General features: G+C 72.9%; 23 protein-coding genes. 11 read left to right on the forward strand and 12 right to left on the reverse strand.

All coding sequences use genetic code 11. The annotated features are described in order from the left end of the window. Positions 1–174 precede the first annotated feature (174 nt). From ACT4N7_RS00040 to ACT4N7_RS00060, 5 genes are read right to left on the reverse strand one after another with little or no spacing between them, the layout of a single operon-like run. On the reverse strand, positions 175–4,323 hold the full coding sequence (locus ACT4N7_RS00040) for an alpha-(1->3)-arabinofuranosyltransferase domain-containing protein (RefSeq protein ID WP_444826425.1): 4,149 nt from the start codon (positions 4,321–4,323) through the stop codon (positions 175–177). After that, a complete protein-coding gene (locus tag ACT4N7_RS00045) occupies positions 4,320–5,714 on the reverse strand; it encodes a glycosyltransferase family 4 protein (protein ID WP_444826426.1) in 1,395 nt (464 codons plus the stop codon). Before ACT4N7_RS00045 ends, ACT4N7_RS00040 begins: the two co-directional genes overlap by 4 nt. Then, positions 5,707–6,477 carry a glycosyltransferase gene (locus ACT4N7_RS00050; RefSeq protein WP_444826427.1) on the reverse strand — a complete coding sequence of 257 codons (771 nt, stop codon included), beginning with the start codon at positions 6,475–6,477 and terminating at the stop codon, positions 5,707–5,709. Before ACT4N7_RS00050 ends, ACT4N7_RS00045 begins: the two co-directional genes overlap by 8 nt. Before the next feature lie 7 nt (positions 6,478–6,484). Continuing rightward, positions 6,485–6,625: a DUF2613 family protein gene (locus ACT4N7_RS00055; RefSeq protein ID WP_444826428.1), complete on the reverse strand. Its 141-nt coding sequence runs from the start codon at positions 6,623–6,625 to the stop codon at positions 6,485–6,487. Between the two features lie 8 nt (positions 6,626–6,633). Beyond that, the gene (locus tag ACT4N7_RS00060; protein ID WP_444826429.1) at positions 6,634–8,337 is read right to left on the reverse strand and encodes a hypothetical protein; all 1,704 of its coding nucleotides are present in this window, start codon (positions 8,335–8,337) and stop codon (positions 6,634–6,636) included. Between the two features lie 58 nt (positions 8,338–8,395). Here ACT4N7_RS00060 and ACT4N7_RS00065 point away from each other — a divergent pair, with 58 nt between their 5' ends. Both ACT4N7_RS00065 and ACT4N7_RS00070 read left to right on the forward strand, forming a co-directional pair. After that, positions 8,396–9,175 carry an FkbM family methyltransferase gene (locus tag ACT4N7_RS00065; RefSeq protein WP_444826430.1) on the forward strand — a complete coding sequence of 260 codons (780 nt, stop codon included), beginning with the start codon at positions 8,396–8,398 and terminating at the stop codon, positions 9,173–9,175. After that, the gene (locus ACT4N7_RS00070) at positions 9,169–10,407 is read left to right on the forward strand and encodes a lipopolysaccharide biosynthesis protein (RefSeq protein WP_444826431.1); all 1,239 of its coding nucleotides are present in this window, start codon (positions 9,169–9,171) and stop codon (positions 10,405–10,407) included. Before ACT4N7_RS00065 ends, ACT4N7_RS00070 begins: the two co-directional genes overlap by 7 nt. Positions 10,408–10,443: 36 nt before the next feature. Here the strand turns inward: ACT4N7_RS00070 and ACT4N7_RS00075 are convergent, their stop codons facing one another. Further along, on the reverse strand, positions 10,444–11,589 hold the full coding sequence (locus ACT4N7_RS00075) for an isochorismate synthase (protein ID WP_444826432.1): 1,146 nt from the start codon (positions 11,587–11,589) through the stop codon (positions 10,444–10,446). A 96-nt stretch (positions 11,590–11,685) separates the two neighbouring features. Further along, positions 11,686–11,997, reverse strand: coding sequence for an integration host factor, actinobacterial type (gene mihF / locus ACT4N7_RS00080; protein ID WP_444826433.1), 312 nt, complete (start codon positions 11,995–11,997; stop codon positions 11,686–11,688). 428 nt (positions 11,998–12,425) lie between these two features. On the opposite strand from mihF, the gene ACT4N7_RS00085 reads away from it, so the two are divergent. From ACT4N7_RS00085 to ACT4N7_RS00095, 3 genes are all read left to right on the forward strand, one after another. Beyond that, positions 12,426–14,063 (forward strand): long-chain fatty acid--CoA ligase, encoded by a 1,638-nt coding sequence (locus tag ACT4N7_RS00085; RefSeq protein ID WP_444826434.1) that lies wholly within the window; start codon positions 12,426–12,428, stop codon positions 14,061–14,063. A 134-nt stretch (positions 14,064–14,197) separates the two neighbouring features. Next, entirely contained in the window at positions 14,198–14,773 is a 576-nt protein-coding gene (locus ACT4N7_RS00090) for a helix-turn-helix transcriptional regulator (RefSeq protein WP_444826435.1), read from the forward strand. Between the two features lie 47 nt (positions 14,774–14,820). Then, positions 14,821–16,083 (forward strand): peptidase C39 family protein, encoded by a 1,263-nt coding sequence (locus ACT4N7_RS00095; protein WP_444826436.1) that lies wholly within the window; start codon positions 14,821–14,823, stop codon positions 16,081–16,083. Positions 16,084–16,170: 87 nt separating this feature from the next. Here the strand turns inward: ACT4N7_RS00095 and ACT4N7_RS00100 are convergent, their stop codons facing one another. Then, a complete protein-coding gene (locus tag ACT4N7_RS00100) occupies positions 16,171–17,019 on the reverse strand; it encodes an SDR family oxidoreductase (protein WP_444826437.1) in 849 nt (282 codons plus the stop codon). Between the two features lie 124 nt (positions 17,020–17,143). Between ACT4N7_RS00100 and ACT4N7_RS00105 the strand changes: the two genes are divergently transcribed. The 4 genes from ACT4N7_RS00105 (at position 17,144) to ACT4N7_RS00120 (ending at position 19,561) form a co-directional block, all read left to right on the forward strand. After that, a complete protein-coding gene (locus ACT4N7_RS00105; RefSeq protein WP_444826663.1) occupies positions 17,144–17,530 on the forward strand; it encodes a winged helix-turn-helix transcriptional regulator in 387 nt (128 codons plus the stop codon). A 16-nt stretch (positions 17,531–17,546) separates the two neighbouring features. Beyond that, entirely contained in the window at positions 17,547–18,587 is a 1,041-nt protein-coding gene (locus tag ACT4N7_RS00110; protein ID WP_444826438.1) for a gamma-glutamylcyclotransferase family protein, read from the forward strand. A 210-nt stretch (positions 18,588–18,797) separates the two neighbouring features. After that, positions 18,798–18,947 (forward strand): hypothetical protein, encoded by a 150-nt coding sequence (locus ACT4N7_RS00115; protein ID WP_444826439.1) that lies wholly within the window; start codon positions 18,798–18,800, stop codon positions 18,945–18,947. Between the two features lie 263 nt (positions 18,948–19,210). Next, positions 19,211–19,561: a hypothetical protein gene (locus ACT4N7_RS00120; RefSeq protein WP_444826440.1), complete on the forward strand. Its 351-nt coding sequence runs from the start codon at positions 19,211–19,213 to the stop codon at positions 19,559–19,561. On the opposite strand, the gene ACT4N7_RS00125 is transcribed toward ACT4N7_RS00120, so the two are convergent. Then, on the reverse strand, positions 19,558–21,222 hold the full coding sequence (locus tag ACT4N7_RS00125) for an FAD-binding oxidoreductase (protein WP_444826441.1): 1,665 nt from the start codon (positions 21,220–21,222) through the stop codon (positions 19,558–19,560). The genes ACT4N7_RS00120 and ACT4N7_RS00125 overlap by 4 nt on opposite strands. Between ACT4N7_RS00125 and ACT4N7_RS00130 the strand changes: the two genes are divergently transcribed. Together ACT4N7_RS00130 and ACT4N7_RS00135 are read left to right on the forward strand one after the other, a co-directional pair. Continuing rightward, positions 21,221–21,835, forward strand: coding sequence for a TetR/AcrR family transcriptional regulator (locus tag ACT4N7_RS00130; RefSeq protein WP_444826442.1), 615 nt, complete (start codon positions 21,221–21,223; stop codon positions 21,833–21,835). The two genes, ACT4N7_RS00125 and ACT4N7_RS00130, sit on opposite strands and share 2 nt — an antisense overlap. 2 nt (positions 21,836–21,837) lie before the next feature. Next, complete coding sequence (locus ACT4N7_RS00135; RefSeq protein ID WP_444826664.1) at positions 21,838–23,382, forward strand: glycerol-3-phosphate dehydrogenase/oxidase; 1,545 nt, start codon at positions 21,838–21,840, stop codon at positions 23,380–23,382. Between the two features lie 90 nt (positions 23,383–23,472). On the opposite strand, the gene ACT4N7_RS00140 is transcribed toward ACT4N7_RS00135, so the two are convergent. From ACT4N7_RS00140 to ACT4N7_RS00150, 3 genes are read right to left on the reverse strand one after another with little or no spacing between them, the layout of a single operon-like run. Beyond that, a complete protein-coding gene (locus tag ACT4N7_RS00140; RefSeq protein WP_444826443.1) occupies positions 23,473–24,930 on the reverse strand; it encodes a hypothetical protein in 1,458 nt (485 codons plus the stop codon). 1 nt (position 24,931) lies between these two features. Further along, complete coding sequence (locus ACT4N7_RS00145) at positions 24,932–25,240, reverse strand: type VII secretion target (RefSeq protein ID WP_444826444.1); 309 nt, start codon at positions 25,238–25,240, stop codon at positions 24,932–24,934. Positions 25,241–25,256: 16 nt separating this feature from the next. Next, positions 25,257–25,694: a YbaB/EbfC family nucleoid-associated protein gene (locus tag ACT4N7_RS00150; protein WP_444826445.1), complete on the reverse strand. Its 438-nt coding sequence runs from the start codon at positions 25,692–25,694 to the stop codon at positions 25,257–25,259. Positions 25,695–25,835: the final 141 nt, after the last annotated feature.

Genomic DNA, 25,835 nt, shown 5'->3' on the forward strand with positions numbered 1-25,835 from the left:
ATAACACGACGGTGGATCCCCCCAGCGATTCGCGCGCGCCCCCCGACACCACACGACCCCAGACAACGCCTCACAGCATCCCCGCTGACAGCCCCGACACCAAGACCCCAAACGGACGAACCTGCCAGCACCCGATCACACGCCCATCCGGGACAGCAAGCGGCCGGAGAGTGCCTATCCGTGTCTCGCGGCGCGATACACAACCTGATCGTCAAGGTCGTCCGTTAGGGCAGGTGGTTCAGCCGAGACCGCTGCCGCGCACACCACAACCCACGCGAACGCGCACAACAGTTGCGGAACACCATCGCCGAGCCAGCCCACCAAACTGGCCGGTAGCTCTCCGCGCAGGTCGGTCAGCGCGAGGTCGCGGCCCGTGGCGACCGCCTGGCACAACCCGGCCGCCACAGCCGCCACCGGAGCGACGACGTGCGGGCGGAGTCTGCCGAACAGCCACGTGCGGCGCACCGCGTAGACCACCACCGCGACCCCGAGGCCCGCGAACCCGGCCAACACGAACCCGACCGGCACACACAGCCACGGCGGCCACCGCACCCCGGCCCGACGCGGGTCAGCGGGCGGCGTCCGGCGGACGGGCCAGGCGAACAGTCCAATCAGGACAAGGAGGAACACCGCGCCGACGCCGAGCAGCACCAGATAGGTCGTGTTCGGCCGGTAGGTGAGCCGCACCTCGCCGCCCGCGCCCTGCGGGAGCACCCATGCCTGCTGCCAACCGTCGATCCTGATCGGTTGCAGGATCTGACCGTCCAAAGTGGCCTCCCACCCCGGATTGTGGTTCTCCCGCACCACAAGGAGTTGCTCGTCACCGGGCCCGACCACCACCGAGCGGCTCGTGGCGGCCCAGGTGAGCGGGATGGCGGGCCGACCACGGCGTTCGGCGGGCAGTGGCCTGCCGAGGAGCACCGTTGTCGGCGTCAGGACACCGACACCCGCGTCGGCGCGCAGGGTGTGCCGTCCGGCGGACAGATCCGGCAGGGGCGCGCACGGCCGGACCGGCAACGGTTCCAGGGCCAGCAACGATCGCACGGTCGGCTCGGCGGCCAACGGCACGGCCTGGCCGTCGAGCAGGAGCCGTCCGGCCTGGCCGCAGGCGAGCTCGACCACCTCGTCCGCACGCGGCGCGGGGGCGAAGTCCATGCCGTCGAGCTTGAGTTCGCCGATGCCGACCGGGAGCAGTGTCGTCCCTCCAGTGTGGACGTCCACAGTGGACAGTGGGGCGACCTGGGCGACCTTGATCCGCAGCCGGTTGGTGACCAGCGGCGCGAACGCGACATCGCCGGACGCAGGCACCGTGACGTAGCGGACCTCCTCGCCCGCCCGCAGTTCCAGCTCGACCGGGACCGACGCGGCCACCGCGTCCGGCATCCGCAGCCGCAGCCCGGTCAGCGTCGCCTGCCGCCCCCAGGCCAGGTCCAGGGTCGGGGTGCGGTCCTCGCGGCCCGCGAGCCAGACCGTGCGCAGGTCGCCGTCCACCGCGGCGTACGGCGAGGCCGCCGGCTGCTGGTAGGCCAGCGACGACGAGTTCGCGACCACGCCCATCCGGCCGAACACCACCTCGTCGAGGCCCGGCCCGGGCACCGGCTGGGCGAACGCGGTCACCTCGGGCGGGCTGCCGAAGTCCGCGTCGAACTCGCGCCGCAGTTCGCCCGGTTCGGCCGAGCGGCCACCCAATGGGTTGCCGCAGGCCCAATACGGTTCCGTCGCCACGCACGGCGCGACCTGCGGACGCCTGCTGAGCAGCACCGACTCGACGCCCGTCGCGGTGGGCAGGGTGACCGTCCGCACGGGGTCGACGCCGGGGATGTCGATGTCGGTGATGCCGACCCGGCCCGGGCCGCTGAGCCGGGTGCCGGTGACGGTGACCCGCAGCCGCGTCGTCGGGCCCGGCAACCGGACCCGGTACTTGCCCGGACCCGCGACGGACACCTCGACGTCCCCGCTGTCGGTGCTCACCCGCAGCCCGGTGATGGCGCGGTCGACCAGACCGGAGTCGAGCATGGTCACGTCGATCTCGCCGACCCGCTTCGGCCCGTCGAACACCACGTCGAGCCACTGGCCGACCACCGACTCGTCGCCGGAGGAGATCCACGACGTCGACGGATCGCCGTCGACCGCCGCGAACGGCTGGAACTCCAGGCCCTTCGGCAGGCCGACCGCGGCGGCGTCGGATGCCGACGAGGACGCCGACACCGCGGCCAGGCCACCCCCGTAGCTGATCCGGCTGTCGGAGTCCGCCCAGGCGGGGTCCAGCAGATCGGTGACGCGGCGGCCCGACCGGGGCTGCTCTCCCGGCCCGAGCGGCGCCGAGACGTTCTCCCTGGCCCGGCCGAACTCGACCTCACGCCGGAGCAGGGTGTCCGTGGTGATGGTCGGCACCCGGCGGTCGGGGTCGTCCGCGCCGAGCAGCACCGGGCGGTCGGCCAGGCCCGCGTCCGAGAGCTGCAACATGCTCTCCGGCGCGCCGAGCACCCGCACGAGATCGGCCATGTCGTAGGTGACGACCTGCTCGCGGTAGGCGTCGACCCGGTAGACCTCCAGCGCCTGCATTCGCGGGAACAGCCCGTTGTCCAGCACATCCGGGCCCGCGCGGCCACCGACTACCGGCCCGAACCCCGCCACCCGCACGATGCCCGGTGACGCGTCGAGCGACGCGCGCAGCAGACCCGGTTCGACATACGGCGTGCGCTGGAGGTTGGTGTCGTTGCGCACGAGCAGGTAGCGGACGCCGGTCCGGCCGAGCACCTCGGCCAGGCCCGGTGACCCGCGGCCGCTGGTGACCAGTTCGTCGAGCGCGGACAGGGTTCTGGCCAGGCCGGGCGATCCCGGCGGCACCAGCGCCCGGGTGAGCCAACCGCCCGCCATCAGCGACTGCATCGGGTCGTCCATGGTGCGGCCCCACTGGTACTCGCCGAACGGCGCCGCGGGCAGCGCCAGCGTGGCGCCCCGGTCGGCGTTGCGGTCGAGCCAGGACGTCGCCTCCCGCCAGTACGGCGGGATGTCGGCGAACGGCCCCGGGGTGATCACCTGGGTGCTCACCGCCGTGGTCACCAGGCCGAGCAGCGCCAGCGCCGTGCCGCCGGTGGCCACGACGCTGCGCTCGGCGGGCCACGGCTGCCCGAGCACATACGCCACGCCCAACGCCAGCGGCAGCCGCACCAGCGGGTCGAACTTGTGCAGGTTGCGCAGCGGACCCGCGGGCCCGTCCAGCAGGTTCTGCAGCGCCGCCGACCAGGGCGCCGAGAAGTCGCTGAGGTGGCCCGCGGACAGCAGGATCACCCCGAGCACGGCGGTGAACACCAGGAACCGGCGCTCCGGCATGCCGAACCGCAGCAGCCCGGACAGCCCGATCGCCGCGATCACCGCCGTGAGCACGATCAGGATCGGGCCCGTGCCGACCGCGGCACCGCCGGGCCACCAGGTCTGCCCGTCGACCACCAGCCGGGTGACCCAGTTCGTGGTGCCCCTGGTCGCGTCGACGAGCCCGCCCGCGCTGGTCGTGGCCGACGCGGTCTCGGTGTAGGGGACGAACGGGAACCCGTAGCGGCCCAGCAGCGGCAGCGGCGCGAGCCACCAGGTCACCGCCAGCCCGACGCCCAGCGCCCACCAGGCCATCAGCGCGTTCCGCCGCGGGCCGCGCGGCCGGGTCAGCAGCCACACCGCGGGCACCAGCAGGATCGCGAACACGGCCGCCGCGTTGATCCCGCCCGCGAACAGCAGCGCCAGCGCCGACAGCGCGGCGGCCTTGCGGGTGCTGCCCGTGCGGCTGCCCGCGATCAGCGGCGCGAGTACCCACGGCAGCACGCTGGTCGGCAGCAGCTCGGCCGAGTTGGTGCCCAGCAGCGTCAGCGCCCGCGGCGCGAGGGCGTAGACCAGCGCGCCGATCAGCCGGGTGTTGGGACTGCCGATGTTCAGCAGCGTCGCCACCCGGCGAGCGCCGAGGAAGGCCAGCACCAGCAGCGCCGCCATCCACGCGCGCTGCACGATCCACGGCGGGACCGCCGCGAGCTGGCCGAGGCCGAAGAACGGGCCCATCGGGAACAGGTAGCCGTTCGCCTGGTTCTGCAACCGGCCCAGCTCGGCCGCCGGGTCCCACAGCGACAGTGCCCTGGCGAGGAACGCGCCGGGGTCGACCACCAGGTCCAGCTTGGTGTCGCCGACGATCTTGCCGGGCGCCTGGAGGAACGCCACCGCGGTGAGCAGCGCGCAGCAGGCGACCGCCCGGAGTCGGGCGACCATGGCCACCGACCGCTTGCCCCGCAGCCGATAGGAAGACTCGGCGCCGGGTTCGCTCGCGAGCTCACTCACGTTACGCGGTCCAGCGTTGGCAGGGGTGCGCCGAGTAGTCGCTCGATGTCCTTGGCAGGCCGGATGGTGATCTGGTGCAGGCCTGCCGCGGTGAGCGCGTCGAGCAGGTCGCCCGGGCGGCACTGCTCGGCCAGCAGCCAACCGCGTCCGCCGTCGCCGCACCCGGCCGCGCCCATGTCCACAGTGGAGAGTATGCCGTCGAGTCCCGGCGGACCGCTGAACTCGGCGACCATGGCCTCCGGCCGCCAGGTGCCCGCGTGCCCGCCCCGGTGCCCGCCCGCGACGACGCGGACGAAGCGCCTGCCGGTGTCCGCCCAGTCGAACCGGCCCGCCCACCGGACGCACGAGTCGGTGACCTCGGCGGCGGCGTCCGGGTCCGCGAGGTGGCGCAGGGCCGCGTCGATCGTGTCGGCGACGTCGCCGCCGGGCGGGACGAGCCAGCCGGTCTCGCCGTGGCGCACCGAGTCGCGCAGCCCGTCGACGGTCAGGCACACCGTGGGCAGGCCGTGCTCGGCGGCCTCCAGCACGGCCAGGCCCCAGCCCTCGCCGTCGGACAGCGTCACGTGCAGCCACGAGCTGGTCAGCAGCGCCGACTTCGTCGCGTCGTCGACGTAGCCGTGCACCACCACGGCGCCGTCGGACCGCTCGGCGAGTTCGCGCACCGCCTGCTCCCGCGGGCCGCGACCGATCACGTGCAGCCGCAGGTCCGGCCAGCGCTCCCGCAGCCGCAGCGTGACCTGGACCAGGTCGTCCACCCGCTTGTGCGTGACGAGCCTGCCGAGACACACCAGCGCGGGGGTGTCCGATCGTGCCGACCGCGTCACCGCGCGCCGGGTCAGCCCGTTCGGCACGACGAAAACCTTGCCGCGCCAGGTAAGCCGCTCGCGCATAGCGTCCACTGTGGACGGTGAGACGGCGACGGTCACCGCGCGCCGGTAGACCACCTTCGACGCCGGGCCCTCCAGCCAGCGGCCGACCGCGGCGAGCCAGGCCGGGAAGTGCACGCCGAACTGGCTGTCGTGCACGTGGTGCACGACGAGCACCACACCAGTGCGGCGGGCGGTGACCAGCGGGCTGAAGAACGGGATGCCGTTCTGGCAGTCGACCACGACGTCGATCGATCGGCGGTGTCGCAGCAGCCACCACATGGTCCACAGGTACACGGTCCACTGGCCGCCGCGACGCACTGTCGTGATCCCGCCGGACCGGTCCGAACGCGTCTGCCCCGGGGCCCGTGCGGTCAGGTACACCACCCGCCCGCCCGCCGCGGAGATCGCCTCGGCGACGCGCCAGGCGTACTCCTCGGCACCGCCCGCGAGCGGATGCCCGGGGTCGCGCCAGTTGACCAGCGCGACCCGCACACCGGCCAGCGCGCGGACTCCGTCACGCACTCTGGGTGGCCTCCACCGCACCGAATGCCGGGAGCACCGACGGGCTCGGCGCCGACTCGGCGGCCAGGATGGCGCGGATCTCCAGCAGGGCGAGGAAACTGCGGTAGCCGTCGCGCACCGCGTCGAAGGACGAGCCCGGCACGTCGGTCCACTGCACCGGCAGCTCCGAGACCACCAGCCCGGCCCGCTGCGCCCGCGCCAGCAGCTCGACGTCGAAGGCGAACCCGACCGTGCGCAGCGGCTGGAACAGCGCGTGCGCGGTGGCCCGGTCGAAGAACTTGAACCCGCACTGGGTGTCGCCGATGCCGGGCACCAGCTCCCGGACCGCCCGGCGGAACGCCCACGCGCCCGCCAGCCGGACCGCGCTGTGCCGCGCGCACACGGTCGACCCGGGGTGCGCGCGGGACCCGACCACGACGTTCACCCCGGCGCCGAGCTGGACCAGCACACCCGCCAGCGCGTCGACCCCGGTGGCGAGGTCGGCGTCGCAGAACCCGACGAAAGCGCTGTCGCTGGCGAGGATTCCGGCGCGGACCGCCGCCCCCTTGCCGCGCTCGGCGCACTGCATCAACCGGACCGGCACGGGTCCGCCGCTGTGGGCGGCCACGACGTGCGCGGTGCGGTCGGTACTGCCGTTGTCGACGACCACGATCTCGCTCGCGGGGGCGTAGCAGGCGAGCGCGGCAGTCAGTCCGGTCAGTGTGGTGGGCAGCCGCCGTTCCTCGTTGAGCGCGGGGACGACGACCGTGAGCTGGGTGCCCACTGGCCCATCAACGCTTGTACAGGTTGTCGGCGACGAGATTCTCCGGGGCCTGCGGAGTGGGCGAGGTGTTGGCCACCGAGACGATGCCGAGGGCGACGGCGAACGCTAGTGCAGCCCCGACAAGAACCGAGGCAACGGTGGCGAGCATGCGAACTCCTACTGGTTCCTGGTGGCCGACGCGCGGAGCTTACCCGCCAGTAACGCGCAAAGGACAGCCCCAATCGCAACACCGTTCACAGCGGTCCACACCACTACCAGCGCGTTCGCGCGAACGGCGTCCGGCACTGGGCCGACCGGCCCGTCGAGCCGGTACAGCCGAAGGTCGGCGCGGTCGACCACGAGCGTGGCGCCCGCCAGCCGGTCGACCAGCGCGGCCGTCTCGGCGGTGCCGTCGAGTTCCACCAGCACCCAGCCGATCCCGAGCGCGCGCAGCGGCGGCGACAGCGGCCCCGGCTCGGCGAGGACCCGGCCGACCCGCGGCGTGAGCGGGCTCTCCCCCGCGATCACCACGTCGCCGACCCGCACCTCGTCGTTGGCCACGGTCGGCGCGGCGAACATCTTCGACGCGGGCGCGATCGATGGCCCGCCCGGGTTCCACGGGTAGCCCCGCATGGACTTCCAGGGCAGCACGAGCACCGCGTCCGGTCCGCGCACGGCCGCCCTGGCCAGCTCGAACGACTCCGGGTAGGTGGCGGGCCGCAGCGCGCCGGACAGGCCCCACGCCATCGCGGGCAGCAGGGCCAGCGGTGCCGCGACCGCGACCACGCCGACCAGCGCGGCCGCCGGTCCGGCGGCTCTGCCGACCGCGGCCACCACCAGGGCGAACCCGTAGCAGACCGCGACCGCGACCAGCCCCAGCCACCGGCTGGAATCACGCAGTACCGCGACCGCTGGAACCACCTCGGCCACCGCGCGCAGCAGCGCGGCGCCCGCGTCCAGTGTCGGCAGACAGGCGCCGACCATGCCCACCGCGCCCGCGCCGAGCAGCCCGGCCCAGTGCGCGGTCGGCACGTCGCGGGCGAACCGGTAGCCGGCCAGCGCGAAGCAGCCGAGCGTCAGCGCGAGCACCTGCACCAGCAGCAGCTCGCGCCCGGCGGGCACGGCGCCCGACGCCCACACCCCGGCAAGTTGCAGCGCCGTGCCGAACGGGCCGAAGGGCCCATCCGGCCGCAGCGCGAACGCGTCGAACCCGGCGGGGTCGGCGCGGATGTCCGTGGTTCGCAACAGTGCCGGGAGCAGCCAGGGTGTCGACGCCAGCAGCAGCGCACCCAGTCCCACCAGCCAGTTCGCCGCCCGAGCACGGCTCGCGGCGAACTGCGCGACCAGCAGGACCGCGGTCAGCACCCAGCAGCTCACCCCGCCGACAACCCCCGGCAGCAGGGCCAATCCGAGCCGCGGCAGCTCCGCGACCCCGCGCTCGGCGACGCGCCTTGCCGCGATCGCGACCACCGGCAGGCCCGCGTAGCCGAGCAGGATCGCCCACTGCCCGAGGTCGAGCCGTTCGTAGGTCCACGGGTTCCAGACGAACAGCACCCCCGCGGCGAGCCTCGGCAGCGGCGCGGTCACCGGAACCAGCGCCGCCATGCCCGCGCACCCGAGCGCGAACGCGACCAGCACGAGCGCCTTGATCACCCACGCGTCGGGCAGCACCCACGACAGCAGGTACACCACCAGGTCGCTGGGCACCGCCCTGGGCAGCGCCGCGCCGAGACCGAGCAGGTCCGGGTTCCACGGCGGACCCGGCAGCCCGACCATGTCGACGTGCAGCAGGAACCCCGGCCCCAGCGCGGGCCCCAGCGCCAGCGCCCCGGCCGCCGCGCCGACGATCCCGGCGAGCCGGACCAGGCTCCGTTCCCGCACGTCATCACCACACTCTCGGCCTGTCGCCGGTCAACTGGGCTCGGCTAGTGTCCGCGCCATGTCATCTTGGTTGTCCGGGCGGCGGGTCACGGCCGCGGTCTCCTTCCTGGCCGCGCGGGTGCCGGACCGCGTCTTCGCCGCCGCGGTGGCCCGTACCTACCACCGGTTCGAGCCCGAACTCAGCCGGCTCGCCGACTTCTGCCCCGACCACGGCACCGCGCTCGACATCGGCGCCTGGTACGGCCCGTGGTCGCGGGCGTTCGCCCGCAGGCTCGACCGCGTGGTCGCCGTCGAGCCGAACCCGGCCGTGGCGAACCTACTGACCAGGACGGTTCCCGGCAGCGTGCGGGTCGTCCAGGCGGCGGTCAGCGACCAGGTCGGCGACGGCACGCTGTTCGTCCCCCGGACCGGGATGGGCACCGAGGGCACGGCGTCGCTGCTGACGGCCGCCGCCGACGGCAGCACGGCCACCGCGGTCGCCACCACCACGATCGACACGCTCGCCGTCGACGACGTGACGATGATCAAGATGGACGTCGAGGGCGTCGAACTCGCCGCGCTGCACGGCGCCGCGAAGACCCTGGCCGCGCAGCACCCGGTCCTGATGATCGAACTGGAGTACCGGCGCAGCCCGGTGGACGAGGTGGTCGAGTACCTCGCGGGCTACGGCTACCAGGGCGAAGTCCTGGTCGACGGGCACTGGCGCGGCCTGGGCGAGTTCGACCTGGCAGGCCACCAGGCGCGCGTCGCCCCGCTGATCGAGGGCCGCGGCTACCTGGCGACCATCCGCTCGCCCGAGCCGAGATACGTGAACAACGTGGTCTTCCGTCCGTGCTGAACGACTCGCCCGTCCGGCCGCCGCCCGGCCGGTCCCTGGTCACCGCGTCACTGCTGATGACCGCCGCGACCGTGGCGTTCAACCTGCTCAGCTACGTGCTCGCGGCGGTCGGCACCCGGGTGCTCGGCCCGCAGGGCTACGGCGACCTCGCCGCGCTGCTCGGCCTGCTGCTGGTGGGCAACGTCCCGGCGCTCACCCTGCAGGTCGTGGTCGCCCGGCGGATCGCGGCGGGCGAACCTGGCGGTCTCGGCCGCGCTGTCGTGGTGACGACAGCCGCCGTCGCGCTCGTGGGCGCGCTGGCCAGTCCGATCCTCGGGCCGGTGCTGCGACTGCCGACCGCGGCGGTGGTGCTGCTGGTGGTCACGTTGATTCCGTTGACGGTCGTCGGTGCGCTGATGGGCGCGGTGCAGGGGGCGCACCGGTTCGGCGGGCTCGCCGCGATCTGCGTCGTCATGGGGATAGGGCGAAGCGGCGGCGCGATGCTCGCCGTGAGCCTCTACGCCACGGCCACCTCCGCGATGGCGGGAATGGCGATCGGCATGGTCGCCACCGCCGCGGTCTCGGCGGTGCTGGTCGGCCCCGGTGTCCGGCGGGCGCTGACGACGATCGCCGACGGCGCGGCCGTCGTCCGCGAGGTCGGTCGCGCGGCGGCGACCATGCTCGCCGCGGTGGCGATCACCACGGTGGACGTCCTGCTCGCCCAGCGCTACCTGCCCCCGGGTGACGCCGGTCTCTACGGGGCGGCGGCGGTGGTCACCAAGGTGGCGCTGTGGCTGCCGCAGGCGGTGACCCAGGTGGCGGTGCCCCGGTTCGCCGTCGCCACGCACCGCCGGGACACCCTGCGGGTGTCGGTCGCCGTCCTCGCCGGGCTGGGGATCGTCGAGGTCGTGGGCATCCTGCTGGTCGGCCCGAGCCTGTTCCGGCTCACCGTGGGTCCGGGCTACGAGGGTGTGAACGGCCTGCTGTGGCTGTTCGCGGCCGAGGGCGCGCTGCTCGCGATCGCGCAGTTGGTCATCGTCTCGCGGGTGGCCGCCACCGACCGGCTGATCGGCCCGCTGATCTGGGGCGGCCTGGTCGCGGAGATCGTCCTGGTGTCGGTGCTGCCCGTCTCGATCACGGTGATCGCGGTGATCGCGACGGCGACCGCGACCCTGATCGCGGCGGCCGGTCTGCTGCTGCCGATCCAGGCCGCCGGACGCGGGACGGGTCAGCCGACAGAGACCGCCCGATAGCTTCGCCGCTCGCCGGGAGAGCGGCCATTCGGCGGGTCAGAGTGCGACGCCCATGGCCTGGAGCAGGGTGCGGAACTTGGCCGAGGTCTCGGCGAGTTCCTGGTCCGGGCGGGAGTCGGGCATAATCCCGGCGCCCGCGTACAGCCGCATGGCGGTGTCGTGGACCTCCGCGCAGCGCAGCGCAACCACCCACTGGCCGTCGCCGTTGGCGTCGCACCAGCCGACGACGCCGCTGTAGAAGCCCCGGTCGAACGGTTCGAGTTCGGCGATGACCGCCCGCGCCCGCTGCCTCGGCGTGCCGCACACCGCGGGGGTCGGATGCAGCGCCCTGGCCAGCCGCAGCGACGAGACGCCGGTGTCGACCAGTTCGCCGGTGATCCTGGTGGCCAGGTGCCAGACGGTCGGGGTGGCCACCAGCGACGGGGCCGCGGGCACGTCCAGGCGCCGGCAGAACGGCCGCAGCGTCTCGACCACCATCTCGACCACTAGCCGGTGCTCGGCCTGGTTCTTGGTCGACGCGAGCAGGGCACGGGCGTTGCCGCGGTCGGTGTCCGGGTCGGCGTCGCGGGGCGTCGAGCCCGCCAGCGGATGCGACACCACATGGGTGCCGGTGCGCGCGAGCAGCAGCTCGGGGCTGGCGCCGACGAGCGTGCGCCCGCCGGGCAGGTCGGCGGCGTAGGTGTAGCCCCTGGGGCTCGCCGCGGCCAGGCCGGGGAGCATGGCGCCCACGTCGACGCGCTCGGCGAAGGTGAGCAGCAGCGACCGGGCGAGGACGACTTTGCGCAGGTCGGAGCCGTCGCGCAGGGTGGCGACCGCGGCGGCCACGGCCCGCTCGTACACCGCGGGCTCGGGGATCTGCGCCAGGTGGGGGGAGGCCGGTGTCCACGGACCACGAGGCGGCAGGTGGCCGTGCACGGGGCCCGCGCGCCGGACCGTGTCCGGGATCACCAGGTGCGACGCGGCGCCGACGTCGAACGGGAGGGCGCCGACCGCGACGGGGGCGTCGGAGTCGACCAGGAGTTTGGTGACCCGCGCGGCCAGCTCGTCGGGATCCGGTTCGGCGACCACGGCCTGGGTGCCCGATGCCAGCAGCGTGCCTTCGGGGCCCGCCAGCAGGAACGATCCGGGCAGGTAGTCCTCGATCAGCCCGGCCGGTCCGCGATCTCCGTCGTCTGCCACCACACCATCATGCCCAGCGGTCCGGCCGACCGCGGTATGTCGTTGGCCACCACACCGGGTGGGCGACGAACCGTCACCCACCCGGCGGTGGCGATTTCGTTAGCCGAGCGCGTCGATCAGCGCGGAGCGCTGCCGGTCGCCCAGACCCGCCGCGCGGCGGTCCGGGTCGATGCCTGCCTGGTCCAGCAGGGCGGCGACCTTCACCGCACCCAGGCCGGGCACCGCCTTGAGCAGGGCCGCGACCTTGGTCTTGCCGATGGTCTTGTCGTCCTTGGCCTTGCCGAGCACCGACGCGATGGTCCGCTCACCGGACTTGATCGTCGCCAGCAGCTCGGAGCGCGCCTTGCGGGCCTCGGCTGCCTTGGCGAGCGCATCCGCGCGCTGCTCGGGAGTCAACGTGGGCAGAGCCAACGTGGTTGTCCTTCCTTCTTCACCCGTCGCGGCAGCGACGGATCTGACTTTTGTCGTCTGGCAGGTTGTCTGACAGGCGCCGCGACTACCGACGGTCACCGGAGCGGAACACCAGGTCCCCACCTCGGCTCATCGCGCGACCTGGCCGCCCGACGCCTTTCACCAGTAAACGACACCTCGCTGGGCAACATACCCCCGACACGCGCAAACCTCGCGCGGAGCGCGCCGCGGGGGAGACTGGCGACACTGCGTGACATCATGATCAAGATCGGCCGCCTGCATGATCGAATAGTCGAAATGACCGATCTCGACCGTGTTGCGGGCGCGAAACGCGCACTATCGTTGTTGACTCTTGCCAGTACGTCGGGGCCGAAGAAACCCGCTGCCGACGGCGTCCGCCGTCAGACCCACAGGGAGCTTGATCGACGATGTTGAGCACCATGCAGGACGGCCAACTGACCATCGGCACGCTGTTGCGGCACGGGTCGACGGTGCACGCCACCAGCGAGGTCAAGACCTGGACCGGCACCGACGCCCGGCGGTCCACCTTCGCCGAGATCGGCACCGGTTCGGCCCGGCTGGCCAACGCGCTGCGCGGCCTCGGTGTCACCGGCGACCAGCGGGTCGCGACGTTCATGTGGAACAACGCCGAGCACCTGACCGCCTACCTCGCGGTGCCCGCGATGGGCGCGGTACTGCACACCCTCAATGTGCGGCTGTTCCCCGAGCAGCTCACCTACATCGCCAACCACGCCGAGGACCACGTCGTCATCGTCGACGGCACCCTGGTGCCGCTGCTGGCGAAAGTGCTGCCGACGTTCGAGACCGTCAAACACGTCATCGTGGCCAACGGCGACGCGTCGACCCTCCAGGCGCCGGACGGCGTGCGGGTGCACTCTTACGCCGACCTGGTGGGCGCGCAGTCCGACGAGTTCGACTGGCCCGAGGTGGACGAGCGCTCGGCCGCCGCGATGTGCTACACCTCGGGCACCACCGGCAACCCCAAGGGCGTCGTCTACTCGCACCGCTCGATCTACCTGCACTCGATGCAGGTCTGCGCGGCCGACGGCATGGCGCTGTCGGCGGCCGACTGCTCGCTGGTGATCGTGCCGCAGTTCCACGCGATGTCCTGGGGCATGCCGTACGCGGCGTTCCTGTGCGGCGCGTCGCTGATCATGCCCGACCGGTTCCTGCAGCCGGAGCCGCTGGCCCAGCTCATCGCCACGCTGCGCCCGACGCACTCGGCCGCCGTGCCGACGATCTGGCAGGGCCTGCTGGCCCACCTGGAGCACCACCCGCAGGATCTCAGCTCGCTGCGCGAGGTCGTGGTCGGCGGCTCCACGTGTCCGCCCACGATGATGCACACCTTCGCCGAGAAGTACGGCGTGCACATCACGCACGCGTGGGGCATGACCGAGACCTCGCCGCTGGGCACGGTGTGCCGCCCGCCCACCGGGCTCTCCGAGGAGGAGACCTGGAAATACCGCTACACCCAGGGCAGGCTGCCCGCCGGCGTCACCGCGCGGCTCATCGGCGACGACGGCACCGAGGTGCCCTGGGACGGCGAGACCGTCGGCGAGCTGGAGGTGCGCGGGCCGTGGATCACCGCCTCGTACTACCGGCTGGAGGAGGACGGCGAGGGCGCGGAGAAGTTCGACGACGGCTGGCTGCGCACGGGTGACGTCGGCGTCCTCACCTCGAACGGCTTCCTCACCCTGACCGACCGGTCCAAGGACATCATCAAGTCCGGCGGCGAGTGGATCTCCTCGGTGGAGCTGGAGAACCACGTGATGGCGCACCCGGCGGTGGCCGAAGCCGCGGTCATCGGTGTGCCGGACGAGAAGTGGGACGAGCGCCCGCTGGTCACGGTCGTGCTGCGCGAGGGCGCGACGGCGACCCCGGAGGAGCTGCGCGACTTCCTCGACGGCAAGGTCGCGAAGTGGCAGCTCCCGGAGAACTGGGCGTTCATCACGGAGGTCCCGAAGACCAGCGTCGGCAAGTTCGACAAGAAGGTGCTGCGGGCCGCGCACTCGGCGGGCAGCCTCGACGTCAAGCACCTGGGCTGAGCGGGCGGCACCTCCGGGGCGGTCCGCCCCTGAGGTGCTACCCAGGGTGGGCGTTAGCCGACCGGTACCGCCAACCGGGGTCGGCCGCTGCGCCGGGTAGGTAGGGTCTCTTGGGTCCCGACTCACGCCAGGAGGTGACCAGGCTGCCCGACACGTCGACACCGAACGGACGCCACCGAAAGCTCAACGCCACGTCGTACGTCGTGCTGGGCATGCTGTCGCACGGGCCCGCGACCAGCTACGACCTCAAGCAGCGCGTCGGCTACACCATCGGCAACTTCTGGGCCTTCGCCCACTCGCAGCTCTACGACGAGCCCGCCCGGCTCGCCGAGGATGGCCTGGTGACCGCGTCGGTCGAGCAGGGCGGTCGGCGCAGGCGCACGTACTGCATCACCGCCGAGGGCGGCGACGTGCTGCGCGAATGGCTCGTCTCGCCCACCGAGGACCAGACCGAGGTCCGCGATCTCGGCCTGCTCAAGCTCTTCTTCGCCACCTTCGCCGAGCCGGACAACCTGCTCAAGCTCGCCCGCGACCGGCACGCCTCGCACAAGGCGCGCGGCGACGGCTACCTCGAACAGCACGAGCAGATCGTCGACCACGGCGACCGGTGGCAGGTGAAATCGCTCGAACTGGGGATCAGGTACGAGCGCTGCGTCGAGGAGTTCTGGGCGGAGTTCATCGCCGAGCTGGAAGCCGAACAGGGCCACTAGGGCGAGAACTGTTTACATAACAGCGGGCAAGCGTGAAAATCTCTCCCATGAGATTGCGTCTGCTCGCCACCGGTGTCCTCGCGCTGGCGTTCGCGGCCACCCTGCTGCCCGTGCCCGCCACCGCCACCTCAGGCGCCCCGGTCGACTTCCACCAGTGGAAATCCCCCCGCGACTTCCACGCGGGCCAGTCCGCGGGCGTGCGCCTCGGCGCGCGCGGCGACCTGCGCGTCGGCACGCCCGCGGGCACCGTCGAGCACACCGAGCCCGAGCTGGGCACGACCAGGACCTACGACTACGGCACCTGGACCTCGCCGGTGTACCGGCCCGGGTTCGACGCCACCCAACTCGTCGCGTCGTGGAACGCGACCACGCCGGCGGGCACCTGGCTCGCCGTCGAGCTGCGCGCCGACGGCCCGCGCTGGTACACGATGGGCCGCTGGGCCTCCGGCGACGCCGACATCATCCGCACCAGCGTGCCGGACCAGTCCGACGCGGCGGGCTACGTCGATGTGGACACGTTCGTCGCGCGCAAGGACGTGCCGCTGCGCAGCTACCAGCTCCGGGTGACGCTGTACCGGCTCGCGGGCACCGCCGCGTCGCCGAGCCTGGGCATGGTGGGCGCGATGACCTCCGCCATCCCCGACCGGTTCACCGTGCCCGCGAGCACCCCCGGCCCCGCGCGGGGGATCGAGCTGCGGGTGCCGCGGTACTCGCAGAACACCCACGTCGGGGAGTACCCGCAGTACGGCGGCGGCGGCGAGGCGTGGTGCAGCCCGACCTCGACGGAGATGGTGGTCGAGTACTGGGGCCGCCGCCCGAGCGCGGCCGACCTGGCGTGGGTCGACCCGGCGTACGCGGACCCGAGCGTGGACCACGCGGCCCGCTACACCTACGACCGCGACTACGACGGCACCGGCAACTGGCCGTTCAACACCGCGTACGCGGCGACGCTGGGCCTGTCCGGCCACGTCACCCGACTCGGGTCGCTGACCGAACTGGAGCGCTACATCGCCAGGGGCATCCCGGTGATCACCTCGCAGTCGTTCCACGCCGAGGAACTCGACGGCGCCGGGTACGGCACGGCCGGGCACCTGATGGTCGTCATCGGGTTCACCGCCGACGGCGACGTGATCGCCAACGACCCGGCGTCGAGCGGCAACGCGGCGGTGCGCCGGGTCTACGACCGCGCCCAGTTCGAGAACATCTGGCTGCGCACCAAGCGCTACACGGCGAGCGGCTCGGTCGCGGGCGGCTCCGGCGGGGTCGCGTACGTGATCACTCCGCCGCACTGGCGGCTGCCCCGGGCGTGACGCACCCGCGGACAGTTCGGGGGGGTCGGGGGATCGATGGGGTGCCGCCAGGTGGGACGGCATCGGCGGCACCCCATCGGTACATGTCTACAGCGCGGCCCGCACGGCCTGCTCGACCGGCGCGGGCGCGCGGCCGATCAGGTCGGCCAGATCGGGGCGGACCGTGCTGAGCGCGTCCGCCCGGATGCCTGCGTCGATGTCGGCCAGCAGGTCCGCGACGAACTCCGGCAGACCGGCCGCGAGCAGCCCCGCGCGCAGCTCGCCACCACTGACACTCTTGTGCGGCAACGGTTTCCCGGCAACCTCGGCGGCGGCCTCGGCCAGCTCGTCGAAGCTCCAGGCACGGTCGCCGGTCAGCTCGTAGGTGCGCCCGTCGTGGCCGTCCCCGGTGGCCACGATCGCCGCGGCCAGCGCGAGGTCGTCCCGGGCGACACTGGCAACGCGGCCCTCGCCCGTCGCGGTCACCAGGGCGCCGCGGTCGAGCGCGCCGGGCAGTCCGGCGGTGTAGTTCTCGTGGTACAAACCGTTGCGCAGGATGGTGAACGCGCGCCCGGATGCCCGGATGCGGCGCTCGGTCGCGACGTGCACGCGGGCCAGCGCGAGCGGTGAGGTGTCCGCGGCCACCACACTCGTGTAGACCACGCGACGCACCCCCGCCCGCTCGGCCGCGTCGATCGCGTTGGCGTGCATGGCGATCCGCAGGTCGTCGGGTCCGTCCGCCGAGACCAGCAGCAGCGTGTCGACGCCCGCGAAGTCCAGGCTCGCCGGGTCGGCGAAGTCGCCCCGCCGCACGGCCACGCCGCGCGCGGCCAGGTCGGCGGCCTTGCCTGCGTCGCGCACGGAGACCGCCAGGTCCCCGGCGGGCACGCGGTCCAGCAGGTGTCGCACGGCGAGTCCGCCGAGCTGTCCGGTCGCACCGGTCACCAAGATCGTCACTGTGGTCACTCCCTCATCGAATGCGTTCGCTCACCGTAGGATTGCTACTTTCTTCTCGTAAGTACCTACCTTGAAGTTCTATACTTACCTCAAGGAAAGAATCATGGTGAGAGGCGCGGCCACGATGCTCAATGTGAGCGGGGACACGGAGTTCGACGTGTTCGATCGGAACTGTCCGGGTCGGGCGGTGATGGAGCACGTGGCGAGCCGTTGGGGCGTGCTCGTGCTGGGCGCGCTGCTGGACGGCACGCAGCGCTTCGGCGAACTGCGGCGCACGGTCGGCGGCGTCAGCGAGAAGATGCTCGCGCAGACGCTGCAGGCATTGGAGCGCGACGGCCTGGTACACCGCGAGGTGCGGCCGGTGATCCCGCCACACGTCGACTACTCGCTCACCGACCTCGGCGTCCCGATGGCCGAGCACATCCGGGCGCTGTACCGGCAGATCGACCGCAGCATGCCGGAAGTCCTTGTCGCGCAAGGAGCCTACGACGAACGCAAGGCGGCCGGGTAACCGCCGAGGAGATCCGTTGTTCACCGACGCCGACTTCCCGGCCGTGCCCTATCCAGGCGCCCGCCCGCCCGGCTCCTACGTGCACGACGCCCGCGGTGGCCTGCCGCTGACCCCGGACCCGGCGGGCTGGCGCGTCGCGGGAGTCGACCTCGATTCCTGGCTCGCCGCAAGGGAGTGCGCTCCGCTGGCCGCGCGCGTGCCGGTGCTGTCCTACGGGTCGAACGCGTGCCCGTCGAAGCTGACGTGGCTGCGCGGCGCGCTCGGCCTGCACGGCCCGGTCGTCGTGCTGCACGCCCGGTGCGAGGGGTTGGCCGCGGTGTGGGCCGCGGGCCTGCGCGTGGTCGACGGCCAGCGGCCGGTGGTGCTGGCCGCGCTGCCCGGGGTGGTCGAGGAGCACGCCGTGCTGATGCTGACTCCCGACCAGCTCCGCGTCGTCGACACCTGCGAAGGCCGCGGCGACCGCTACCAACTCGCCCGGGTCGCCTCCGGCCGCGTCACCCTCGCCGACGGCGCCGTACTCGACCGGGTGCCCGCCTACGTCGGCCGATCCGACCGCCGCCGCCCCCTCCTGGTCGACGGCGCACCAGTGCGGTGCTTCGACGTGCCGCAGTCAGCCGCGGTCACCCTCGTCGGCCACCCCGCCACGAGCGACGGCCTCGACACGGAGGTACTCACCGGCCCGCCCGACCCGGACTCGTTCCCCAGCACCCTGTTCGTCTACGGCACCCTCCAGCCCGGCGCCACCGCGTGGCCCCTGCTCGCCCCGCACGCGGCAGGCCCGCCGCGTCCCGCCCACCTGTCCGGCACGCTGTTCGACACCGGCCTCGGCTACCCCGCGCTGCGCCTCGGCGACGGCCCCGGCGTACCCGGCCGGCAGGTGCGGCTGCGCACCCCGACCGCACTGGCCGCCCTGGACGAGTACGAGGGCGCGGGCTACGCCCGAGTCCGCGCCGTCCTGGCCGACGGCACCCAGTGTTGGACCTACATCTGGACCGGCCCGGTCGACGGCATGACCCCGCTCACCACCCCCTGGCCGATCGAGACCCCGATGGGGTGAACGCGGCCCGTTGTCCCGCCCGAGGGCCATGGCGTACGCGCGGTTCACCACCGGCCCACCGAACCGGCCGAAGACCGCTCGATCGGGTAGCCCGGCCACTCCTTTCGGTCAGCCTGTCCGGGGCCTTGGGTGACCGCTTTCCCTTTAGGGGGAACCGATCCCGACCGGTCGCGGTTGCGCCCCGGCCGGTCCGGGGTGACCGTGGGGCACATGAGACCGAATGACCTGGTCGGCGCCGACGTCCACGAGCCCGAGCACGCCGAGGCGGACGAGTCGCGGGAAGTGCCGCGGACGCCGTCGCCGTCGGACATGCCCGCGCGGCGGTCCGCGGTGCGGCCGGACCAGGTCGACACCCCCTGAGACCCGGTGGGCGGCGCCGAGACCCGACGCCGCCCACTCGGCCCATCGGGCATGCCGCGGAGGTGAGCCCGGCCGGGGTCACCAGCGGCGTACCGGAGCCTCCCGAGGACCGTGAGCCGCGACAGGAAGACCCTGGGACACCCGCGCCGTGTCGCGGGGTCTTCCGCCATTCGGTGGTCAACGCGTGGGTTCATCGGCCAGGCTGTGCTCATGAGCGAGCCTGCGAGCGAATCAAGGCAGCACCGAGGCTGCGAGGGGACGTCGTGAGCACCGCACCCGACGACCCGCTCGCCCATGTCACCCTGAGCCCGCGCCGGTTCGCCGCCGTGCTGGCCACCGTGGGCCTGCTGCTCGGCCTGCTGCTGGCCCTGCTGCCGGTGCGCGTGGCGGGCCCCGACCCAGCCAAACCCGCCGCCGTGAGCTGCGGAAACGCCATCGGCGACGTCGAGACGCGCGCCGTGGTCGACAGCCTCGGGTTCGACGACCGGCCGACCACCGTGGCCTACGTCGACATCTGCGAGCGCGCGATCAGCGACCGGCGCACCACCACGTCGCTGCTGTTCTTCGGCGGCGTGATCGGCATCGTCGCCCTCGGTGTGGTGCGCAGAACCTAAATCAGCTTGCCGGGGTTGAGGACACCGTCCGGGTCGAGTTCGCGTTTCACCGCGGCCAGCACATCCACGCCGACGGTGCCGATCTCGCGCGGCAGGTAGGGCTTGTGGTCGACGCCGGTCGCGTGGTGGTGGGAGATGGTGCCGAGCGAGTCCGCGGTGATGGCCTCGCAGGCGGACTTCTTCGCCGCCTCCCACTGGCCCATCGGGTCGCCGAGGTCGCGCGGCACCAGCACGGTGAAGTACAGCGAGGCGCCGGTCTCGTAGGAGTGCGAGATGTGGCAGGCGACGACCGGTGTGCGGCCGGGCGCGGTCAGCGCGGCGGCCAGGGCGTCGCGGACCTCGGTGCGCAGGCGGTTCAGCTTCGACCAGTAGGTGGCGGTCTCCAGGGTCTCCACGCACACGCCCGCGTCCATGAGCGCGTCGCGCTGGCGGGGGCCCGCGAACCGGCCGTGCCGCCACGCCTGCCCCGCCGCGGTACCGAGCGAGACCATCCGGGTGCCGTGCAGCACGCGCAGCGTGGCCTTGCGCCGCGCGGCGAGGTCCGCGCTGGTGCGGCCCTCCCAGCCGATGATCAGCAGGCACGGCTCGGCGATGCCGCGGGCCCGCAGGTACCGGCGGACGGCGGCCATCTTCCAGCCGCCCTTGAGCGCGAAGCCGACCTCGGTCTCGGCCGGGTCGGACAGCCGCGTCACGGTGCCCAGGGTGCCGCTCTGCGCGAGCGCGCGGACCGCGTCGGCGCCCGCCGCCCAGCCGTCGAGCACGAAACCCTCGTAGCGGTCGACCACCGGCACCGGCCGCACCCGCACGGTGACCTCGGTGATCACGCCGAACGCGCCCTCGCTGCCGACGACGAGCTGACGCAGGTCGGGCCCGGCGGCCGACGCGGGCGACACGCCGAGCCGCCACTCGCCGCGCGGGGTGGCGACGCGCACGCCCTCGACCATGTCCTCGAACCGGCCGTAGCCCGCCGACGCCTGGCCCGAGGAGCGGGTGGCGGCGAACCCGCCGATCGTGGCCCGCTCGAAGGACTGCGGGAAGTGCCCGAGGGTGAACCCGTGCGCGGCGAGCAGCCGCTCGGCGTCGGGCGCCACCACCCCAGCCTGGAACACGGCGAGCCGCGAGATCGGGTCGATGGAGACGAGCCGGTCGAGCCGGACCAGGTCGAGCACGATCACCGCGACCTTGTCGCCCCGCAACGCTTGCACGCCGCCGACGACCGAGGTGCCGCCGCCGAACGGGACGAGGCCCACGCCGTGCTCCGCGCACGCCTCGACGACCCGCCGCACCTGCTCGGGGTCGGCGGGCACCACGACCGCGTCCGGCACGGCGAGTTCGCCCGCGCCCCGGTGGCGCATCAGGTCGAGGTAGGACAGGCCGCCCGCGCGGCCGAGTCGGTCCGGCCCATCGACCAGGACGTGCGCGGCGCCCACGATGGCCGCCAGCGCGGCCCTCGCCGTGGCGGGGAGCGCTGATTCGCCGACGGCGAGCGCGGAGTCGGGCGCCGCTGGTGTGCTGGTCGGGGTGAGCCCGGTCTTGGCGCTGAGCCACCGACTCGCGTGCGCGGGCAGGTCGGCGTCGGGCGCGCCGGCGGGCGTCCAGCTCCCGCGCACGAGATGGTCGAGGTGGTCCACAGGCAGCTTCACGTCTAGAGTGTGACACATGACGTCAAAACGTCACACTGAGCAGCGGTCCCCCACCCGGGTGGACGACGACGTGCTGCTCGACGCCGCGCGCGCGTGCGTGCTCGACCAGGGCGTGCGCCGCACGACGCTGACCGACGTCGCCCGCCGCGCTTCGGTCAGCCGGATGACGCTCTACCGCCGCTTCCCCGACGTTGGATCCCTGCTCACGGCCTTGATGACCAGGGAATTCGGCACGCTGCTGACCCGCGCGCACGACTCGGTCACCAACCTGCCGACCGCGCGGGCGCGGCTGGTCAGCGGGGCCGTCGCGAGCGTCCGCGTGATCACGGGCGACCCGCTGATGCGCACCGTGCTCGACCGCGACGGCGAACTGGTGTTGCCCTACGTGGTCGAGCGGCTCGGCAGCACGCAGCTCGTCGCCGAGCAGTTCCTGCACGCGCAGGTCGTCGCCGGGCACGCGGACGGCTCGGTGCGCCGAGCCGACGCGGGCGTGCAGACCCGGGCGCTGCTGCTGGTCGTGCAGTCGTTCGTGCTCTCCTACGCGCCCGCCACCGCCGACCTCGACCCTGAGCCGCTGCTGGCCGAACTGGCCCACCTGCTCGACGCCACCTTGCGACCGGAGATCCGATGACCCTGCGCGCGGGAGACCTCAACGCCGAGCGGCGCGCCGCCGACCTGGCCGCGCTCGCCGGGGGCGAGGTGGTCGACCTGCTCGTGGTCGGCGGCGGCGTGACCGGCACGGGCGTCGCGCTGGATGCGGCGTCGCGCGGGCTGTCGGTGGCCTTGGTGGAGGCCGAAGACCTGGCGTTCGGCACGTCGCGGTGGTCGAGCAAGCTCGTGCACGGCGGCCTGCGCTACCTGGCGAAGGGCGATGTCGGCCTGGCGCACGAGAGCGCCGTCGAGCGCGGTGTGCTGATGACCCGCACGGCCCCGCACCTGACCAGGGCGCTGCCGCAGCTCGTTCCGCTACACCCCGAAGTGTCCACAAAGGACGCCGCGCTCACCTTCACCGGCCTGGTCGCGGGCGACGCCCTGCGCCGCACGGCCCGCACCCCGTCGACCCTGCTCCCCCGCCCGCGCCGGGTGTCCGCGCCCGAGGCGCTGGCATTGGCGCCCGGCCTGCGCCGATCCGGCCTGCGCGGTGGCCTGCTTTCCTTCGACGGCCAGGTCATCGATGACGCCAGGCTGGTCGTCGCCCTCGCCCGCACGGCGGCGGTCTTCGGCGCGCGGGTGCTCACCCGCGCGCGCGTACTCACGTTGTCGGGCACGGGCGCCGAGATCGTCGACGGCCTGACCGGCCGGGCCATCGAGATTCGCGCCCGCACAGTCGTCAACGCGGCGGGCGTGTGGGCCGGAAACCTGGTCGACTCGGTGCGCCTGCGCCCGTCGCGGGGTTCGCACCTGGTGTTCGACGCTGCCGCGCTCGGCATCGGCGGCACGGCGCTCACGGTGCCGGTTCCCGGGCCGTTCGGCCGGTTCGCCCTGGTGCTGCCGCAGCAGGACGGGCGGGTGTACGTGGGCCTGACCGACGAACCGGTCGACGGGCCGGTGCCGGATGTGCCCGAGGTGCCGGAGTCCGATGTGGACTTCCTACTCGGCGTGGCGTCGTCGGTGCTGGAGAAACCGTTGGGACGGGCCGACGTGCTCGGCGCCTTCGCCGGACTGCGCCCGCTGATCGACGCACCCGGACGCAGCGCCGATCTTTCCCGGCACCACGCCGTGCTGACCGCACCGAACGGCGTGATCACGGTGGTCGGCGGGAAACTGACCACCTACCGCCGGATGGCGGCCGACACGGTCAACGCGGCCATCGAGCGGGCGGGCCTCGCGGCAGGCCCATCCCGAACCCGCGCCCTCCCGCTCGTCGGCGCCGCACCACGCACCGTTCTGTCCACTATAGACGCACCTCTGCGACTGGTTTCCCGATATGGCACGGAAGCGCCGACCGTGCACGCACTGGGCGAGCTGGATCCTGAGCTGGCGACACCGGTCGCACCCGGCAGCGCGGTGACGGCGGCCGAGGTCGTGTGGGCGGTCCGCCACGAGGGCGCACTGGACGCCGACGACGTGCTGCACCGCCGGACCCGAATCGGCCTGGTGGCAACGGACTACGCCGCCGCCGAGCCGATGGTGGCCGACCTGGTCCAACGCACCCTGCAAGGGCTGGCCCGACTGTGAAACGCCGAATGCGGGGACTGTCGCCGGACCGATCGCGACTCTGAAGACGCCGTAGGCCCCTCCCGCAACGGGAGTGGCCTTCGGCGGAGACTACTGCTGGCCGATCGCGGGCGCCGGGCCCTCCATCGCCGCCATCAGGGAACCCCACTGCGCCAGGACGTACATGATCCCGGCGAGCATGTTGTCCACCGGCGCCCAGATGTTCTCGTAGCCCGCGATCTGGTGCTGCTGGAACACCGGGTCGGTGATCTGCATCAGCCCCTTCGGCGGGAAGCCGTTGGCCGCGTTGGGGTCCTGCAGGTTCATCGCGTGCGGATTGCCGCCGGAGTTGCGGTCCACGATCTGCGCGATCTGCTCGGTGTCGATCCGCGACGGCTGCACGCCGTGGCTGATCAGGATCTCCACCGCCGACCCGATCCACCTGGCCCGGTCGACCCGGGACGCCGGGGCGCCCGCGTCCGGCGGCGGACCGCTCGGGCCGAACGACGGCGCGGGCAGCGGCCGGACCGGCTCGGTCTGGTTGTAGTTGCCGCCCTGGCGCTGACCGCCGCCGGTCGGCTGCTGGTATCCGCCGTAGGTCGGCGCGGCGGTCTGGCCGTAGGTCGGGCTCGTCGCGGCGGCGCCTGGGCGGAATTGGTCGTAGTTGTAGTCGCGCGCGGCGTTCTGCTGGTAGGTCGGGCCGCTCAGGCCGCCGGTCGGGTTGGTGTAGCGGGCGTTCGCGGCGGCGTCGATGCCGGAGGTCCGCACGGTGGGCGCCTGCATGGTGGTCGCGCCCGGGGTCTGGTTGGCCTTGCCGCCGATCGTGGCCAGGAGCTGCTTCACGGCCTTGGCCAGGTTCACGATCTTCTGCACGGTCGTCATGATCTTCTGCAGCGAGGAGACGAACTTCTGCACCTTGGTCATGATCTTCTGCGCGGTCTGCACGGCCTCGGCGACCGACCGCACGATGCCCTCGGCGATGCTGGCGCCGAAGGTCAGCCACGCCTTGGCCAGCGCCTCGATGATGATCTGGATGACCTTCTGCACGCACTTGTTGATGAAGTCCAGCACCACCTTGCGGACCTCGGCGAGCAACTGCCCCGCGCCGCTGATCGCCTGGCCGATACCCTTGCTGACCTGCGCCAACGCGTCGATGCCCTGCGCCTGCGTGCTGCTCGCGCGCCGGTAGGAATCACCCGCGGTGCCCTGCCAGCCGCAGGTCTCGGTGCTCGCGGCTTCGCGGTACTTCTCCGCGGTGGCGGTGAGCTGCTCACCCGCGCGGACCCAGCCCTGGGCGCTGTTGGCGATCGAGTCGGCGTCGCCGAGCAGGGCGTCGAACGGCTCGCGCAGGAACGAGATGTGCTGGATGATCCAGCCGAATCCGGCGCCCGCCGCCGCGCCGAGCGGGTCGCCCGCGATGCTGACGACGTCCATCGCGACGTTGGAGATCGACAGGCCCGCGTCGACCCAGTCGCCGCGTTCGATGGCGTCCTTGGCGCTGCGGACGTCGTTGGTGAGGTTGGTCGCCGCCTGCTCGCTGGTCGGCGTGCCGGTCGTCGTCGTGACCATGTCAGGCACCCATCTTTCCGCCGCCGAAGGTGGCCGCGTTGCCCCAGTCGATGGACTCGTAGTCGGCCGCGACGGACTCCAGGCCCGCGCGCACGTCGTCGACGGCGGTGGCGACCTTCTGGATGCCCTGCAACACGTCCCCGCACGCGCTCATGATCGCCGCGGCGAAGAACTGGCCGATCACGCCGTACGCGGCGTCCGACACCGACTGCGCGGCCGCGGTGCTCGACCGCACCTGCGCCGAGCAGGTCGCCACCGTGCGGGCGTGCCTCCGCACCTCGCCCACGTTGACGTTGAAGCCACTGCCCATGAGATCCGCCTAGTTCCTAGTTGACGACTTCGGGTGGGTTCTCGAAGTACTCCTCGTCCGGCCTGGTGTCCCGGTTGAGTTCGAGGTTCAACGGCTCGTCCTTGCCGTCCCCGTCGAACCCCTCGGGCAGGTGGCTCTTGACGACCTCCAGCGCGGGCCCGTCCCCCACGAACTCCGCCATGGCGGCCACGACCTGGGCGCCTGCCGCGCGCTGCGCCTGCCTGGCCACCTCCAGGATCATGCGCGCGAGCTGCTCGGGCTCGATATCACGGACGCCGGGGCGCAACACCAGACCGGTGGTGGCACCGCCGGCGCTGACGTGCACGGTGATCTCGCCGTCGGACGAGGTCGCCGTACCGCCCACCTCCCGCAGTGCCTGGTCGGCCTTCTGGGCACTCGCCGCGGCCTTCTTCAGCGTCTCGTCGTACTGCGCGAGCCACTGTTCGGGATTCATCCTGGCCCCTCCAATGGTCCTACCCGGATCATCCGCCCATCTTTGACGGAGCATCCCCCGTCCGGTTCCCTGACGGGCCGCAATCCGCCAACTCGTTTGCAGGCGCACCCGACCGGGCGACACCCGCCGCCGCCCACGCGG

It is taken from the genome of Actinokineospora sp. (genome assembly GCF_052390155.1).
Classification (GTDB): Bacteria; Actinomycetota; Actinomycetes; order Mycobacteriales; family Pseudonocardiaceae; genus Actinokineospora.